General features: G+C 51.3%; 16 protein-coding genes. 2 read left to right on the top strand and 14 right to left on the bottom strand.

The genetic code is table 11. The features are described from left to right. Together ACOTWU_RS20825 and murQ are read right to left on the bottom strand one after the other, a co-directional pair. Nucleotides 1–1,365, bottom strand: coding sequence for a PTS transporter subunit EIIC (locus ACOTWU_RS20825; protein WP_015572146.1), 1,365 nt, complete (start codon nucleotides 1,363–1,365; stop codon nucleotides 1–3). Between the two features lie 9 nt (nucleotides 1,366–1,374). Then, entirely contained in the window at nucleotides 1,375–2,271 is an 897-nt protein-coding gene (gene murQ, locus ACOTWU_RS20820) for an N-acetylmuramic acid 6-phosphate etherase (protein ID WP_220719659.1), read from the bottom strand. Nucleotides 2,272–2,389: 118 nt separating this feature from the next. On the opposite strand from murQ, the gene ACOTWU_RS20815 reads away from it, so the two are divergent. Then, nucleotides 2,390–3,238: a MurR/RpiR family transcriptional regulator gene (locus tag ACOTWU_RS20815; RefSeq protein WP_003860702.1), complete on the top strand. Its 849-nt coding sequence runs from the start codon at nucleotides 2,390–2,392 to the stop codon at nucleotides 3,236–3,238. 56 nt (nucleotides 3,239–3,294) lie between these two features. Next, a complete protein-coding gene (locus ACOTWU_RS20810) occupies nucleotides 3,295–3,555 on the top strand; it encodes a YfhL family 4Fe-4S dicluster ferredoxin (protein ID WP_003860704.1) in 261 nt (86 codons plus the stop codon). On the opposite strand, the gene acpS is transcribed toward ACOTWU_RS20810, so the two are convergent. The 12 genes from acpS to ACOTWU_RS20750 form a co-directional block, all read right to left on the bottom strand. After that, nucleotides 3,552–3,932, bottom strand: a complete 381-nt coding sequence (gene acpS / locus ACOTWU_RS20805; protein ID WP_015572144.1) for a holo-ACP synthase — start codon at nucleotides 3,930–3,932, stop codon at nucleotides 3,552–3,554. The two genes, ACOTWU_RS20810 and acpS, sit on opposite strands and share 4 nt — an antisense overlap. Continuing rightward, a complete protein-coding gene (gene pdxJ, locus ACOTWU_RS20800) occupies nucleotides 3,932–4,663 on the bottom strand; it encodes a pyridoxine 5'-phosphate synthase (RefSeq protein ID WP_015572143.1) in 732 nt (243 codons plus the stop codon). The genes acpS and pdxJ overlap by 1 nt, the downstream gene beginning before the upstream one ends. Before the next feature lie 75 nt (nucleotides 4,664–4,738). Then, nucleotides 4,739–5,446, bottom strand: a complete 708-nt coding sequence (gene recO, locus ACOTWU_RS20795; RefSeq protein WP_015572142.1) for a DNA repair protein RecO — start codon at nucleotides 5,444–5,446, stop codon at nucleotides 4,739–4,741. A gap of 17 nt (nucleotides 5,447–5,463) precedes the next feature. Continuing rightward, nucleotides 5,464–6,369 (bottom strand): GTPase Era, encoded by a 906-nt coding sequence (gene era / locus ACOTWU_RS20790; RefSeq protein WP_003860709.1) that lies wholly within the window; start codon nucleotides 6,367–6,369, stop codon nucleotides 5,464–5,466. Then, entirely contained in the window at nucleotides 6,366–7,046 is a 681-nt protein-coding gene (gene rnc, locus ACOTWU_RS20785) for a ribonuclease III (RefSeq protein WP_003860711.1), read from the bottom strand. Before rnc ends, era begins: the two co-directional genes overlap by 4 nt. A gap of 223 nt (nucleotides 7,047–7,269) precedes the next feature. Further along, nucleotides 7,270–8,244 (bottom strand): signal peptidase I, encoded by a 975-nt coding sequence (lepB, locus tag ACOTWU_RS20780; RefSeq protein WP_006811565.1) that lies wholly within the window; start codon nucleotides 8,242–8,244, stop codon nucleotides 7,270–7,272. 15 nt (nucleotides 8,245–8,259) lie between these two features. Further along, the gene (lepA, locus tag ACOTWU_RS20775) at nucleotides 8,260–10,065 is read right to left on the bottom strand and encodes a translation elongation factor 4 (RefSeq protein ID WP_003860714.1); all 1,806 of its coding nucleotides are present in this window, start codon (nucleotides 10,063–10,065) and stop codon (nucleotides 8,260–8,262) included. 204 nt (nucleotides 10,066–10,269) lie between these two features. Next, nucleotides 10,270–10,443 carry a hypothetical protein gene (locus tag ACOTWU_RS20770; RefSeq protein WP_165768118.1) on the bottom strand — a complete coding sequence of 58 codons (174 nt, stop codon included), beginning with the start codon at nucleotides 10,441–10,443 and terminating at the stop codon, nucleotides 10,270–10,272. 598 nt (nucleotides 10,444–11,041) lie between these two features. Beyond that, nucleotides 11,042–11,974: an RNA-guided endonuclease InsQ/TnpB family protein gene (locus ACOTWU_RS20765; RefSeq protein ID WP_048240400.1), complete on the bottom strand. Its 933-nt coding sequence runs from the start codon at nucleotides 11,972–11,974 to the stop codon at nucleotides 11,042–11,044. 145 nt (nucleotides 11,975–12,119) lie between these two features. Beyond that, nucleotides 12,120–13,844 carry a FliC/FljB family flagellin gene (locus ACOTWU_RS20760; protein WP_063978957.1) on the bottom strand — a complete coding sequence of 575 codons (1,725 nt, stop codon included), beginning with the start codon at nucleotides 13,842–13,844 and terminating at the stop codon, nucleotides 12,120–12,122. Between the two features lie 769 nt (nucleotides 13,845–14,613). Next, nucleotides 14,614–15,036 (bottom strand): hypothetical protein, encoded by a 423-nt coding sequence (locus ACOTWU_RS20755; RefSeq protein WP_006811569.1) that lies wholly within the window; start codon nucleotides 15,034–15,036, stop codon nucleotides 14,614–14,616. 116 nt (nucleotides 15,037–15,152) lie between these two features. Further along, nucleotides 15,153–15,701, bottom strand: coding sequence for a recombinase family protein (locus ACOTWU_RS20750; RefSeq protein WP_006811570.1), 549 nt, complete (start codon nucleotides 15,699–15,701; stop codon nucleotides 15,153–15,155). Nucleotides 15,702–15,784 lie beyond the last annotated feature (83 nt).

The raw sequence follows: 15,784 nt of genomic DNA, 5'->3' as shown, positions 1-15,784 counted from the left end.
TTACTCCTCTGGGTCGTTGAATCCTAACAGCCAGGTAAACAGGAACCCGGCGATCACCGCTACCAGATAGCCTAACAGATAGAGCATCACTTTTCCGGTCACGATGGTTAATGCCAGCGGTAAACCGGAGATCCCGAAGGTAATGACGGTCGCCACTTTCCAGTAGCTGATTAACGCCCCGCCCACCGCGCCACCGAGACAGGCGGCCAGGAACGGCTTACCCAGTGGCAAGGTCACGCCGAAAATCAACGGTTCGCCGATACCGAGTAACCCGACCGGCAGCGCCCCTTTAATGACCTTTTTCAGACGCGCGTTGCGGGTTTTCATCAGCACCGCGATGGCCGCGCCGACCTGCCCAACGCCCGCCATCGACAGGATCGGCAGCAGTGCGTTATAGCCGTGCGCCTGTACCAGTTCGACGTGGATCGGCACCAGCCCCTGATGCAGACCGGTCAGCACTAACGGCAGGAAGGTCCCGGACAGCACGGCCCCCACCAGCAGCCCGCCGCGATCGATCGCCAGAGACGCGCCGTGGGCGATGGCTTCAGAGATCGCGCCGCCTAACGGTTGCAGCGCCACAATCGCCACGCTCCCGGTAATCAATGTGGTCAGCAGCGGGTTGAGGATCAGCTCAATCGAGCCTGGCAGCAACGCGCGCAGCTTTTTCTCGATCCAGCACATCAGAATGACCACCAGCAGCACGGCAATCACCCCACCGCGGCCTGGCTGAAGCGCCTCGCCAAACAGCGTAATCTGCGCCAGCTGCGGGCTGGAGAGGATACCCGCCATTACGCCGCCCATCGCCAGCGAGCCGCCGAACACTTTGGCCGTGTTTACCCCCACCAGAATGTTCATGATGGCAAACACCGCGCTGCCGAAAATCGCCAGAATACCCAGCAGGTTCGGATACTGGGTGGCGAAATTCCCGACAATATCCGGACGCTTGAGGATATTGATAATCCCGGTGATCAGCCCCGATGCGATAAACGCCGGGATCAGAGGAATAAAGACGTTTGCCAGCTGGCGCAGCGCATCGCTCATGGGGGCTTTGTATTTGGCTTTCGCCTGCGCTTTGGTGCGTTCCGCGTCGTCAAAGGCGGGAGCCGTTTCACTGCCCGTCATCAGGGCGCGCATGGCATCAACCACCTGCGCCGCTTTGCCCGGACCGACAATCAGCTGGTGCTGTTGCCCCTGTTTAACGTACCCGCTCACGCCGGGGAGCTGCTTCAGGCGCGTTAAATCAAGCTTTTCGTCGTTGTGCACCTCGACGCGTACACGCGTCATGCAGTTTTCCAGACGCTGAATATTTTTTTCCCCACCGATCCCAAGCAGGATGTCGCTGGCGAGCGCTGCTGTTTTGTCCATACACGCCTCTTATTGGTGTTCTAATGCCGCCCGTAAAAACCCGTGATGGGCTTCGAGCCTGGCTCTGGCCGCGGCTGCATCCAGCCCGGTTAATATCATCAGAATGGCGGGTTTGACGTCGTAATCGGTCTGTTTGAGTACCGCTTCCGCCTCTTCCCGACCTGCCCCTGTCGCCTCTATCACCATGCGGCAGGCTCTGTCCACCAGCTTGACGTTGGTGGCCTGCATATCCACCATCAGGTTTTGGTAGACCTTGCCGAATTTCACCATCGCGCCGGTGGAGATCATATTGAGCACCAGCTTCTGCGCGGTTCCCGATTTCAGGCGCGTGGAGCCGGTGAGCGCTTCCGGCCCGACGACTGGAGAGATGGCAATGGCGGCCACCTGCGCAATCGGCGAACCCGGGTTACAAGAGATGGCCACCGTGGTACATCCCGTCTGTCTGGCGTATTCCAGCCCACCAATGACGTACGGCGTACGACCAGAAGCCGCCAGCCCGACGACCAGATCCTGCGCGGTCAGGTTCAGCGCCCTGAGATCGTCTTCCCCAAGCTGTTTATTGTCTTCTGCCCCTTCCATCGCTTTCAGCAGCGCGCCGGGGCCACCGGCAATCAGGCCAACGACCAGACCGTGCGGAACGCCAAAGGTCGGGGGACATTCTGAGGCATCCAGCACACCGAGTCGCCCACTGGTACCCGCCCCCATGTAAATAATGCGTCCTCCTGCTTTCAGAGCGTCGGCAGCGGCGTCTACGGCTTTCGCCACCTCGGGCAATGTCTCTTTGACTGCCAGCGCGACGAGGGTATCCTGTTGATTAAAGCGGTTTACCAGCTCCAGCGTGGACAGTGCATCAAGATCCATGGTTTGCGGGTTACGCGTTTCAGAAACAAGAGAGCCTAGATTCATGTTATTTACCTCTGGAATTTTTAATTCATAATAAACGCACTATAATGGAATATAAAATTCATTCAGGCGAGCAAAATTCGTATTTGCGCGGGTAATCACATTTTCGCCAGGAGACCGTATGAACTGTTTAATTCGTATTCGCCAGCGCTACGCAGGGTTTGCCCAGAGTGACAAAAAGCTGGCGGATTATTTACTTTCCCAGCCCGATCGCGCGCGACACCTCAGCTCCCAGCAGCTGGCAGGCGAAGCCGGGGTGAGCCAGTCGAGCGTGGTGAAATTTGCCCAGAAGATAGGCTATAAAGGCTTTCCGGCGCTAAAACTGGCGATCAGTGAAGCACTGGTAAGCAACCCTAATCCGCAGTCAATGCCGGTGCATAACCAGATCCGCGGCGACGATCCGATGCGTCTGGTCGGCGAAAAGCTGATCAAAGAGAACGTGGCGGCAATGCATGCCACGCTGGATGTGAACACGGAAGAGAAGCTGCTGGAAAGCGTAGCCATGCTTCGCGACGCGCGGCGTATTGTATTGACCGGGATCGGCGCCTCCGGACTGGTTGCGCGTAACTTTGGCTGGAAGCTGACAAAAATCGGCTATAACGCCATCGTTGAACAGGATATGCACGCGCTGCTGGCGACCGTGCAGGCCATGGATCCTGACGATTTACTGCTGGCCATCTCCTATTCCGGCGAGCGTCGTGAAATTAATATGGCTACCGACGAAGCCCTGCGCGTAGGAGGAAAAATTCTGGCGATTACTGGCTTCAGCCCGAATGCGCTCCAGCAACGGGCCACCCGCTGTCTGTATACCATTGCCGAGGAACAGGCCACTCGCAGTGCGGCGATTTCGTCGACGAGTGCGCAGATGATGCTGACGGACCTGCTGTTTATGGCGCTGGTTCAGCAGGATCTGGAGCGTGCGCCAGAGCGTATTCGTCACAGCGAAGAGCTGGTAAAAAAACTGGTCTGAACAACGAATGAGCGTATAATGCCCGCCCTGTTTGTGATGTTTCTGAGAATTTCCTGATGGCGCTGTTAATCACCAAAAAATGCATCAACTGCGATATGTGCGAACCCGAATGCCCGAACGAGGCGATTTCGATGGGCGACAGCATTTATGAGATTAACAGCGACCGCTGCACCGAATGCATCGGCCACTATGAGACGCCGACCTGCCAGAAGGTGTGCCCCATTCCCAATACGATCTTAAAAGATCCGGCACACGTCGAGAACGAAGAACAGCTGTGGGATAAGTTTGTCCTGATGCACCATGCGGACAAAATTTAACTCTCGATGATCACCGTCGCACAGGCGTAGTGGCGTTCATCGGCAAGCGTTACGTGCATGTGCGCCACGCCCAGCTTTTCCGCCAGCTTAAGCGCCTCGCCCCATAAACGTAGACGTGGCTTACCCAGCTCATCGTTAAACACTTCAAACTGGTTAAACGCCAGGCCGTTACGAATGCCCGTGCCGAACGCTTTCGCCGCCGCCTCTTTTACCGCGAAACGCTTTGCCAGAAAGCGCACCGGCTGTTGATGCGCCTCCCAGATAGCCCATTCGTTATCGCTCAGCACGCGTCTTGCGAGGCGATCGCCGCTCCGGGCGATCACCGCTTCAATGCGGGCTATTTCAACGATGTCGGTGCCTAAGCCCAGAATAGCCATTACTGACGCGCTTCCAGCATCAGGCGCTTCATCTCGGAAACCGCTTCTTTAAGACCGCTCATCACCGCGCGGCCAATGATGGCGTGGCCGATGTTCAGCTCGTGCATTTCCGGCAGGGCAGCGATGGCTTTTACGTTGTGATAGGTCAGGCCGTGACCGGCGTTAACCTTCAGTCCCAGGCTCGCGGCGTAGGTTGCCGCTTTGGCGATTCGCTCCAGCTCTTTCGCCTGCGCTGCATCGTTTTCGGCATCGGCATAGCAGCCGGTGTGAATTTCAATATACGGCGCACCCACGTCGGCAGCGGCTTTAATCTGGGTGAAATCGGCGTCGATAAACAGAGAAACCAGGATACCGGCATCCGCCAGGCGTTTGCAGGCATCGCGCATTTTGTCGAGCTGCCCGGCCACATCCAGACCGCCTTCGGTGGTCACTTCCTGACGCTTTTCCGGCACCAGGCAGCAAAAATGCGGTTTGGTCTCGCAGGCAATCGCCAGCATCTCTTCGGTGACCGCCATCTCCAGATTCATGCGGGTGTCCAGCGTCTGACGCAGGATGCGCACGTCCCGGTCGGTGATGTGGCGACGATCTTCACGCAGGTGAACGGTAATGCCGTCGGCGCCAGCCTGCTCAGCGATAAACGCCGCCTGAACCGGATCGGGATACGCGGTACCGCGTGCATTACGTAACGTGGCGATGTGATCGATGTTGACGCCTAACAGTAATTCAGCCATGACAATCCTCGGTATTTTTGTTCATTTACCTTCTCCCTCCCCCTCCGGGAGAGGGCTGGGGTGAGGGGTAAAACATTAGCGTTTCGGCATAAACTGCCTGAATAATTCGCGGCTCTTTAAAGGTTTGCCCCCAAGATACGGCTTGAGCGCAATTCGGGTAAAGCGTTTTGCCGCACGCAGAGTGTCGGCGTCCGGGAACTCGCGTTCATACAGTGCTCTGAGCTGGCGCCCGGTAAAGGTGCTGTTATCGACGACGACACTGGCAATAAAGCCCTTTTCCTCACGATAGCGATAGGTCATGGTGTCTTCTACCTCGTCTCCGCTTCCCGCACAGTGCAGAAAATCAACGCCGTAACCAAGGTGTCCGAGCAGCGCCAGTTCGAAACGACGCAGCACAGGCTCAGGGGTGCCGGTTGCGCCAGCAAGTGCCTGAATACAGTGCAGGTAATCAAAGAAAAGTTCAGAGAAGCGGGTCTCATGTTCAAGAACCCGTGAGATGAGTTCGTTAACATACAAACCGCTGTAGAGCGTGATACCAGAAAGAGGAAGCGCCAGGGAGACGGCTTCAGCACTGCGCAGGGTTTTGACTTCCCCTCGCCCGCCAAAGCGGACCAGCAGCGGGGTGAAAGGCTGCAAGGCACCTTTCAGATTAGAACGTCTGGAACGTGCGCCTTTGGCAACAAGGCGCACGCGACCGGACTCTTCCGTGAAGACGTCCAGCATCAGGCTGGTTTCGCTCCAGGGACGACTATGCAGGACAAAGGCGCGCTGCCATCCATCCATATGCTCGTCGTCTTAGGTTACTGATCTTCGCCGTAACCGAGGCTGCGCAGCGCACGCTCATCATCGGCCCAGCCAGATTTCACTTTCACCCACAGTTCCAGGTGAACCGGTGCTTCAAACATGTCCTGCATGTCTTTACGGGCTTCGATTCCGATAGTTTTGATCTTGGCGCCTTTATTGCCGATCACCATCTTCTTCTGCCCTTCACGCTCAACGAGGATCAGACCGTTAATATCGTAGCCGCCACGCTCGTTGCTCTGGAAACGCTCGATCTCCACCGTCACAGAGTACGGCAGTTCAGCGCCCAGGAAACGCATCAGCTTCTCACGGATGATTTCAGACGCCATAAAACGCTGAGAGCGATCGGTGATGTAGTCTTCCGGGAAGTGATGAGTCGCTTCCGGCAGATGCTTGCGCACGATACCCGCGATGGTATCAACGTTCAGACCCGTTTCCGCAGACAGCGGGACGATGTCCAGGAAGTTCATCTGGCTGCCCAGCCATTGCAGGTGCGGCAGCAGATCGGCTTTTTCCTGCACGTTGTCCACTTTATTGACTGCGAGGATCACCGGCGTTTTGCCGTCGCGCAGCTTGTTCAGGACCATTTCGTCGTCCGGCGTCCAGCGGGTGCCTTCCACAACGAAAATCACCAGCTCTACGTCGCCAATGGAGCTGCTCGCCGCCTTGTTCATCAGACGGTTGATGGCGCGCTTCTCTTCCATGTGCAGGCCCGGTGTATCGACGTAGATCGCCTGATACGCGCCTTCAGTATGGATACCGACGATGCGGTGACGCGTGGTCTGCGCCTTACGCGAGGTGATAGAAATCTTCTGCCCAAGCAGATTATTCAGCAGGGTGGATTTGCCAACGTTCGGACGTCCGACGATGGCAATAAATCCGCAATAGGTTTTGTCGATGCTCATTCCAGCTCCAGCATTTTTAACGCCTGTTCGGCGGCAGCCTGTTCAGCCTTACGACGGCTTGAACCCGTGCCGACCACCGGTTCACTCAGGCCACTGACCTGGCAATGGATGGTAAATTCCTGATCGTGGGCTTCGCCACGCACCTGCACCACCAGATAGGATGGCAGCGGCAGATGACGACCCTGCAAATATTCTTGCAGACGCGTTTTAGGATCTTTTTGTTTATCGCCCGGGCTGATTTCGTCCAGGCGGGTCTGATACCAGTTAAGGATCAGCTTTTCTACGGTCTGGATATCGCTGTCCAGGAACACGCCACCGATCAATGCCTCGACCGTATCGGCAAGGATGGATTCACGACGGAAACCACCACTTTTCAGCTCACCTGGCCCCAGACGCAGGCATTCACCCAGCTCAAATTCGCGTGCGATTTCAGCGAGGGTATTGCCGCGCACCAGCGTGGCGCGCATGCGGCTCATATCACCTTCGTCCACGCGCGGAAAACGATGATAAAGCGCATTTGCAATCACGAAACTTAAAATAGAGTCGCCTAAAAACTCGAGACGCTCATTATGTTTGCTGCTGGCACTGCGATGGGTTAATGCCTGTTGCAACAACTCCTGATGATGAAAAGTGTAGCCCAGCTTCCGTTGAAGCCGATTAATTACGATGGGGTTCATGCGATACCAATAAATGAATGCGTCAAAAATGCAGCACACGAAACCGACCTGAGAAAACCAACGCGGTTTCGTGTGCCGTGGCACCCTTGCAGGGCCAACCTTAAACTTCGGGGGAATATTCTATACACAACGACAGGGGATGTCGTTAGTTCAAAGAGATTTATCGCTGAAATAATTCACGTAGCGGCGAATAAAAGCCGCTACGTGTTATTTTTGGCGAAAATTAATGAATTCCGCCAATACGATTCAGGCGAACGCCGGTCGGCCACTCGCCTTCCTGCTTCTCAAAACTCATCCAGATAGCGGTTGCTTTACCGACCAGATTCGCTTCCGGCACAAAGCCCCAGTAACGGCTGTCCGCAGAGTTATCGCGGTTGTCACCCATCATGAAGTAGTGTCCCGGCGGCACAATCCAGGTCGCCAGCTGTTGGCCTGGCTGCTGGTAGTACATTGCCAGCTGATCCTGTGCGATGGGCACGGTCAGAATGCGGTGAGTAACATCGCCCAGCGTCTCTTTGCGTTCAACCAGACGAATGCCATTCTCTTTGGTTTCACCTTTTGGCACCTGGAAGAATCCGCTGGTCGCTTCACCGCCGTTACGGCGGGCGAAGGTCTGCACAAAATCAGCTGGCTCAACGTTGGAGTAAGTGACTGGCAGCGCATTTTCACATGCGGTGCCAGAGCTACAGCCTGGCTGAATGGTCACCTCTTTCGCCACCGGATCGTAGGTCACTTTATCGCCCGGCAGACCTACCGCGCGTTTAATATAATCCAGCCGCGGATCTTCCGGATATTTAAACACCACGATGTCGCCACGTTTCGGATGACCCGTTTCGATCAGCGTTTTCTGGTAGATCGGATCTTTGATGCCATAGGCAAACTTTTCAACCAGAATGAAATCACCGATCAGCAGCGTTGGCATCATCGATCCTGACGGGATCTGGAACGGCTCATAGATAAATGAACGCACCACCAGCACAATCGCCAGCACCGGGAATACCGATGCCCCTGTCTCCAGCCATCCCGGTTTTGGGCCGACTTTTTTCAGGGTTTTCGCGTCCAGCGCATCGCCCGTGGCTGCCTGCGCGGCAGCCTGACGTTCACGGCGTTTTGGGGCGAAGATAAACTTATCCAGGCACCACAACAGACCTGTCACCAGGGTAGCGATGACCAGGATCAGGGCAAACATGTTCGCCATGCCAACTCCTTAAGGTTATTTACCGTTACCGTCTTTACCAACATGAAGGATGGCAAGGAATGCTTCCTGCGGCAGCTCAACGTTACCGACCTGCTTCATACGCTTCTTACCTTCTTTCTGCTTCTGCAACAGCTTTTTCTTACGGCTGACGTCGCCGCCGTAGCACTTAGCCAGAACGTTTTTACGCAGCTGCTTCACGGTTGAACGGGCAATGATGTGGTTACCAATGGCCGCCTGAATCGCAATGTCAAACTGCTGACGCGGGATCAGATCTTTCATCTTCTCAACCAGCTCACGACCACGGTACGGTGCGTTATCGTTGTGGGTGATCAGCGCCAGCGCATCCACACGCTCACCGTTGATCAGCACGTCCACACGAACCATGTTCGAGGCCTGGAAGCGTTTGAAGTTGTAGTCCAGCGACGCATAGCCACGGGAGGTAGACTTCAGACGGTCGAAGAAGTCGAGCACCACTTCTGCCATCGGAATTTCATAGGTCAGCGCCACCTGGTTACCGTGGTAAACCATGTTGGTCTGCACGCCACGCTTCTCAATACACAGGGTGATCACGTTACCGAGGAACTCCTGCGGCAGCAGCATGTGACACTCTGCGATTGGCTCGCGCAGTTCCTGAATATTATTCAGCGGCGGGAGCTTGGACGGGCTGTCGACGTAGATCACCTCTTTCGATGTGGTTTCTACTTCGTAGACAACCGTCGGGGCGGTGGTGATCAGATCCAGATCGTATTCACGCTCCAGACGTTCCTGAATGATCTCCATGTGCAGCAGACCGAGGAAGCCACAGCGGAAGCCAAAGCCCAGCGCCGTTGAGCTTTCTGGCTCGTAGAACAGGGAGGCATCATTGAGGCTCAGCTTTCCGAGCGCATCGCGGAAGTTTTCGTAATCGTCAGAGCTGACCGGGAACAGACCCGCATAAACCTGCGGTTTCACCTTTTTGAAGCCTGGCAGCGCTTTATCTGCCGGGTTACGTGCACCGGTCAGGGTATCACCCACCGGCGCGCCGAGGATGTCTTTAATGGCACAGACCAGCCAGCCCACTTCGCCGCATTTCAGCTCGGTACGGTCAACCTGTTTTGGCGTGAAGATGCCCAGACGGTCAGCGTTGTAGACCTGGCCGGTGCTCATGACCTTGATTTTGTCGCCTTTACGCATGGTGCCGTTTTTAATACGCACCAGCGAGACAACGCCGAGGTAGTTATCAAACCAGGAGTCGATGATCAGCGCCTGTAGCGGCGCATCCGGGTCGCCTTCCGGCGGCGGAATATCACGCACCAGACGTTCCAGTACGTCCGGAACACCGACACCGGTTTTCGCCGAGCAGCGCACTGCATCGGTCGCATCAATACCGACGATGTCTTCAATCTCTTCCGCTACGCGCTCAGGATCGGCGGCTGGCAGGTCGATTTTATTCAGAACCGGCACCACTTCAAGATCCATTTCCATGGCGGTGTAGCAGTTTGCCAGCGTCTGGGCCTCTACGCCCTGCCCGGCATCCACCACCAGCAGCGCGCCTTCGCAGGCCGCCAGCGAGCGTGACACTTCATAAGAGAAGTCAACGTGCCCTGGGGTGTCGATAAAGTTCAGCTGATAGGTTTCACCATCGGAAGCTTTATAGTCGAGCGTCACGCTCTGCGCTTTGATGGTAATACCGCGTTCGCGTTCCAGGTCCATGGAGTCCAGAACCTGGGCTGCCATTTCACGATCAGACAGGCCACCGCAAATCTGGATAATACGGTCAGACAGCGTCGACTTACCGTGGTCAATGTGAGCAATGATGGAGAAATTTCTTATGTTCTTCATATGTATGGATTTATTTACTCGCTATGCGGATTAAATCTTCTTGATGGACACAGCGGTGGACACTCCACAGTAACTACCCCATCAACGACTGGCATGCATATTACACTGTAGCGCCCAAATCGTCAGCATACGATCTCCTGTTCATTGAGTGATAACGAGTGCCTACAGTTAAGCAATGTAAATTAAATTGTTGGGCAGTCATCATCACCCAGCGCGCGGTTGATGAAGAACGTCACTCTGCCAAGCACCTCCCCCTTCCAGAGCAGCACCTTCGCTCGCTTCGCCATCATCTGTCATGAGTGACAGCCCCATCAGATTGGCAAACTGTGTGTGGCAGTCGCACAGAATCAACAACACATCACTTGGCGTCTTCTTCATTACAGGTTCGATTACCGCAAAGCCTTTATCAGTTTCGAAGCTCGCTCTGCAACTCTTACTATCGCCCCATCACCGGCCATTCGCCGCCCGTTTTGCATAAGACGGGCGGCAGTTTACTTTACTCGTTCTATTAAGGATATTGCGTGTTTTACTCAGCTTTTTTTATCTTCTTTTTCTGCCTCGTAAATTGCTCCTATACTTCAATTTTCACTCATTGTTCCGTACACAGCCAATAGAGCAGTCAAGTAATTCTATTTTGTAAACAAGCTTGGTAACCTGAGTCTGTCGCTGACCCAGTAAGTTTTAAGCCTATTTTCAAGAATCACTGAGGGGAGGTACTAGTTGAGATACCGAGTAGTTTATAAATTACGTTTTGAGTTAGCTTTTAGCTTTCACAACCGAAAACTCGCAAATCCATTTCAACACACTTATATACTTCCGCTTGTAAAGTATTGGACCAGACGTTGACATTCTCAATAACAATCAAGAGATTCTTGCTTCAACGGAAGTTGAATTAACCTTCCTCCACAAGCATAAACGACATGCCCTGCCGCTTAAAATTCATCACATAGTACAACATCATCACGGAAAAAAACCGTTACAAGAGTTTACTTTCTCGGCGAATAATTTCACCACCCAGCCACTCTTGTTTGTATATCAACTGCCTGACAAATTCGTATCTCATACTCAGAGTCTTATCGTTCTTGGCAGATACAGAATCCATCAAGTTCACAACCTCAACAACTGCGTGATTTTTACAAATTGCCGTGGTTGCTTTATGGATATTATCAAGTCTTATCCTTGCTGCCTTTGATCTTACTCTATCAATTTTACCTTTGGTTTTTAGCCAATTTTTGCTGTATTTCTTTCTTCTCGCCAGTGTTTTATTGAGACGGATTAACTTTTTCCTTTCTTCCGCTTGGTAAGTGTTATCACCGCCAACCCCAGATGACAGATGAACGCTATTCACATTATTAAGTACAATTGTAGTTTTGATATCAGAGGGGTGTATTGGATCAGGAACTGTTTGATCTGTATTAAAACTGATATACCATTTCCCCTGATTAAGGGAAATAGTTGCATTTTTTAAATCACCAATGATTTCACGGCTCTTGCGATACTTTACCCAGCCGACTTTAGGGAGAGATACCAGTTTTTTTTCTTGATCTACTCTAACCCTTTGGCATGGTATACGGAAAGAATCATGCCGACCTTTCTTTTTAAACTTTGGATATTGTGATTTGCCGGTGAAAAAGTTTCTGAATGCTCTGTCTAAATCTCTTAACGATTGCTGTAAACACTGAGATGGAGCTTCTTTCAACCAAGAAAGGCTCTCTTCATTCTTCCATTGCACTAATTCAGAAGCCAGCTGATTGTAGCCTATGAATTTTTTACCCGAACGGTAACTCTCGTTAAGAAGAGCAAGGCCTTTGTTGTAAACAAAACGACAGGAACCAGCAAAGGCCAAAAAGTCAGATAACTGACCTTTGTTTGGTTCAAGCAAAAATTTGAATGCCTGTTTTTTAATCACAACTGGACCTGTGTAAACGGAGCGAAACTGGTGAAATGCTAAATCATCGTGCGAGCTTTGATTAAAGGATTTGACTACTTTTAACGACCTTATTCAGCCAATAAAAAAGCCCCACATATATGGGGCTTTGACACTTAATATGAAATTAGCCTTGCAGCAGAGACAGAACCTGCTGAGGAACCTGGTTAGCTTTGGACAGCACGGAGTTACCAGCCTGCTGAATGATCTGCGCTTTGGACATATTCGACACTTCAGTCGCATAGTCGGCATCCTGAATACGGGACTGCGCTTCAGACAGGTTAGTGGTAGTGTTGTTAAGGTTGGTCACAGCAGAGCTCAGACGGTTCTGTACTGCACCCAGAGAAGAACGGAACTTATCGATAGAGGCAATAGCATCGTCCAGCGCTTTCAGTGGGTCAGCAGTGGTTGCTGCTTTAGTTGCTGCATCTGTGGTGAATTTCCCATCTTCCTGTACATATACAGCCTTACCGGAATTGTTAGTAATGGAGCCGTCTTTCTGCAGGAAAATCTCAGTTTCATTCTTGGCAGCTAACGTACCGTCAGTCTGAGTGTAAGCTTGTTTACCACCAATTGTAACTTTGCCAGTATTAGCTGCTACTGTCGTTGTGCCAGTTGTGAAACCAGTCGTTTTGGTAGCAGACTGCATAGCTTCAGCGCTGATTCGGGCACCAGTAACTACAATTGCACCACTCTGACCAGGAACAGTTGCACCCGCTAATTTGATTTCAGTCTTATCTTCGGTCGTAATGGTGACTGGAACTGCCGCCGCAGGAGTAGTTGTGTTTTGAGTAAGAGCATCAAGAGTTGCAGGCTTAATACCAGCACCAGCACTGTTCTGAGTCAGGTTGCCATCAATACCAATGAAAAGCTTGGAACCATCTTTCGCAGTGATTTTACCATCGCTTGACAGAACAACATCTACAGATGTTGCACCAATCTTAACGTTCAGATTAGCGGTATCACCTGCTTTAGGAGTCAGGATAGATTGTAACTTGGCGCTATTACTTGGAGTTGTTGCGTCACCAGCTGCAATAGTAGCATTGAATGTAAAATCATTAGTATCTTTATGATACGTATAGTTATTACCAGTAACAGCGTCGAAACCACTGGTAATATTAGCATTAACTACGGCAGTATCACCTAAGCCAGCAAACACGTCAGCTACGGTAGATTCGTTCAATCCCGCGCTTACTGTATACTTAGTTACGCCATTAGCATCTGCAGCAGGAGCAGCGATAGAACCGCCAGCAGCTGTTGTAGTGAGCTGAGCAGCTGTCAAATCAGCTTTAGTTGCTGCCTTATTAGCTACTGAACCTTCACCATTAACGTTAAAGCCAGTCAGGTTCAGAGTAGACGAGTCAATTTTTTTCAGGTCGATAGTGATGGTCTGGCCATCGTTCGCGCCAACCTGAATTTTCATGGAGCCGTCTTTTGCCAGCACGTTCACGCCGTTGAACTGGGTCTGACCGGATACGCGGTCAATTTCGTCCAGACGGGATTTGATTTCGTCCTGGATGGAGTCCAGGTCAGACTTGGAGTTGGTGCCAGTAGAAGACTGAACAGTCAGCTCACGGATACGCTGTAAGTTGTTGTTGATTTCAGACAGTGCGCCTTCAGTAGTCTGTGCAACGGAGATACCGTCGTTGGCGTTACGGGCAGCCTGAGTCAGACCTTTGATGTTAGAGGTGAAACGGTTAGCAATCGCCTGGCCAGCAGCGTCATCTTTTGCGCTGTTGATACGCAGACCGGAAGACAGACGTTCAATGGCAGTAGACATTGAAGACTGGTTTTTGTTGATGTTGTTCTGGGTGATCAGCGAGAGGCTGTTGGTATTGATGACTTGTGCCATGATAGTAATTCCTATTTGACTGAACTTAAATTAAGTTTACGGCTTCCACCATTTGGCTCCTGCGCCGCTATGTTCACTATCGGCAACGTACTCTGGACCTTTAGAAGAAAAAGTGAAAAACCATCCCCATCTGCTTTCAGGCATCAAACGAAAGATAGTTGTTTACTTTTAATACAATGTGATAAGTTCGTTTTAACGCCCCCTAAACCACCATGATAAAGCTAAACAATTCAATATGTTGAGCATCATAAATAAACTATCTCGTTTGACAAACTGGCTACCTCTTATAAACCTCTAATCTCTTCATTTCTCAGCACTCAACAAGCGAGCATAACCCGATGTTCCGATGGTAAGACCTATCCAAGGCGCAAATGCTTAGCTATCTCATCGGATGGCACCTTGTTTTATCTGTCTTTTTTAGTAGGTGTATGTAAGATGGTTTTACATTACAGTCATTCTCTGTCTAATACATGATCAGGAGATTTGTTCAGTGAATGTTTCTGCCCGTTTTGTTATACTATTAAATCTTGCATGCGCTGCTTTATTATTTACTCTACTCAATGCCAGGTTTGATTTATTCTGATCAGGATCTCATTTTACTTACTCGAAATCCCTCCTAAGATTCATGCATGTACATATCTTACATCCAATCGAGTAGTAAATCGAAAATCATCAGGGAGAATAATGACTTGATAAAGGACGTGATCATTGACCATCGTCCTAACTTTCCATAAACAGGTGGGTATTTAGTGTATGAACCCTCGTCCAACTAGTTCCTTCCGATTACCCTTAAAGCACTTTTCATGGTGATGTTTTTCCTTGTTACATATTTGGATGCTTGTTTTAAGGCATTATTCATTGCTATTACAGTCACAGGCCTAGCTAACCCTTTAACTCGATTTGATCTACTCTGGAAAACATAAATATCAGAAGGATTGCAATCCTTTCTGTACGCAATTAACTTAGAAAGCAATAAATTTAATCTAATTGTTCGTGGCTCAAATTTTGGAGTTCCAGCCAAGTGCAGCATGTCATCTTCGATATCGGAATATCTAATAGTAATCACCCTGCTACCTTCAGCACGGAGAGAAAACAATGTTAGCCATAAGTCTGCCCAAGTTGATGAGATTTTAGACAATTCAAAGTGAATAGCCCTAAACTCTTCAGGTGTAATAGAATCTGTTTTTGCCATGAATACCCCCAATGCTCAACCCAACCGCTTACCAAAATTTCAACAACTTTATTACATCATTTCAATACTTTATTACGAAAATTGGATTAAATGTTCAATATTTTTTTCCTCTACCCCTACCGCGCCGGAAATTTTTTATACAAGGTGCACACCGCAACGTCGTAAATAATCGCCACCTGCTTTCTGTCCATTCCGTTTGCGATCAGCCTGCCAGCCTGCGCCCATTGCTCAGGGGTTAACTTCGGCCTTCTGCCGCCTATGCGCCCTTTCTCCCGGGCTGCCGCCAGTCCTGCCCGGGTGCGTTCCACGATTAACTCCCTCTCCATCTCGGCCAGGGCTGACATGATGTGGAATATGAAACGCCCCATTGGGCTGGAAGTGTCGATGCTGTCCGTAAGGCTTTTGAAGTGGATGCCGCGCTGCCGGAGTTCGTCGACCAGCAGTACCAGATTTCGCATGCTTCGCCCGAGGCGATCCAGCTTCCACACTACCAGCGTATCGCCCTCACTCAGCGTTCGAAGAAGCTTTTTAAGCGCTGGCCGGTTCGCTACCGTCCCGCTCATTTTTTCCTCAAAAACCTGTTCACATCCTGCGCGTTCGAGAGCTTGTCGCTGAAGATCTGTGTTTTGGTCATTTGTTGACACCCTTACGTAGCCAATTAGCATGTTTTTCACCCAATGTTTTCTGCAAAAAATCAGGTGAAGTTATCGGCATGGATGCCGCAGGGCAATCTATAAAACGTCGGTTT

This window comes from Enterobacter cloacae complex sp. GYL001 (assembly GCF_049237125.1).
In the GTDB taxonomy this organism is placed as follows: domain Bacteria; phylum Pseudomonadota; class Gammaproteobacteria; order Enterobacterales; family Enterobacteriaceae; genus Enterobacter; species Enterobacter hormaechei_C.
Note: the sequence above shows the minus strand (reverse complement) of the source record. Positions and strands in the feature narration are given on the sequence as shown.

Bases quoted from the DNA above. Each gene is read 5' to 3' on its own strand.
- ACOTWU_RS20825 (WP_015572146.1), bottom strand. From the start codon at position 1,365: ATGGACAAAACAGCAGCGCTCGCCAGCGACATCCTGCTTGGGATCGGT.
- murQ (WP_220719659.1), bottom strand. From the start codon at position 2,271: ATGAATCTAGGCTCTCTTGTTTCTGAAACGCGTAACCCGCAAACCATG.
- ACOTWU_RS20815 (WP_003860702.1), top strand. From the start codon at position 2,390: ATGAACTGTTTAATTCGTATTCGCCAGCGCTACGCAGGGTTTGCCCAG.
- ACOTWU_RS20810 (WP_003860704.1), top strand. From the start codon at position 3,295: ATGGCGCTGTTAATCACCAAAAAATGCATCAACTGCGATATGTGCGAA.
- acpS (WP_015572144.1), bottom strand. From the start codon at position 3,932: ATGGCTATTCTGGGCTTAGGCACCGACATCGTTGAAATAGCCCGCATT.
- pdxJ (WP_015572143.1), bottom strand. From the start codon at position 4,663: ATGGCTGAATTACTGTTAGGCGTCAACATCGATCACATCGCCACGTTA.
- recO (WP_015572142.1), bottom strand. From the start codon at position 5,446: ATGGATGGATGGCAGCGCGCCTTTGTCCTGCATAGTCGTCCCTGGAGC.
- era (WP_003860709.1), bottom strand. From the start codon at position 6,369: ATGAGCATCGACAAAACCTATTGCGGATTTATTGCCATCGTCGGACGT.
- rnc (WP_003860711.1), bottom strand. From the start codon at position 7,046: ATGAACCCCATCGTAATTAATCGGCTTCAACGGAAGCTGGGCTACACT.
- lepB (WP_006811565.1), bottom strand. From the start codon at position 8,244: ATGGCGAACATGTTTGCCCTGATCCTGGTCATCGCTACCCTGGTGACA.
- lepA (WP_003860714.1), bottom strand. From the start codon at position 10,065: ATGAAGAACATAAGAAATTTCTCCATCATTGCTCACATTGACCACGGT.
- ACOTWU_RS20770 (WP_165768118.1), bottom strand. From the start codon at position 10,443: ATGAAGAAGACGCCAAGTGATGTGTTGTTGATTCTGTGCGACTGCCAC.
- ACOTWU_RS20760 (WP_063978957.1), bottom strand. From the start codon at position 13,844: ATGGCACAAGTCATCAATACCAACAGCCTCTCGCTGATCACCCAGAAC.
- ACOTWU_RS20755 (WP_006811569.1), bottom strand. From the start codon at position 15,036: ATGGCAAAAACAGATTCTATTACACCTGAAGAGTTTAGGGCTATTCAC.
- ACOTWU_RS20750 (WP_006811570.1), bottom strand. From the start codon at position 15,701: ATGCTAATTGGCTACGTAAGGGTGTCAACAAATGACCAAAACACAGAT.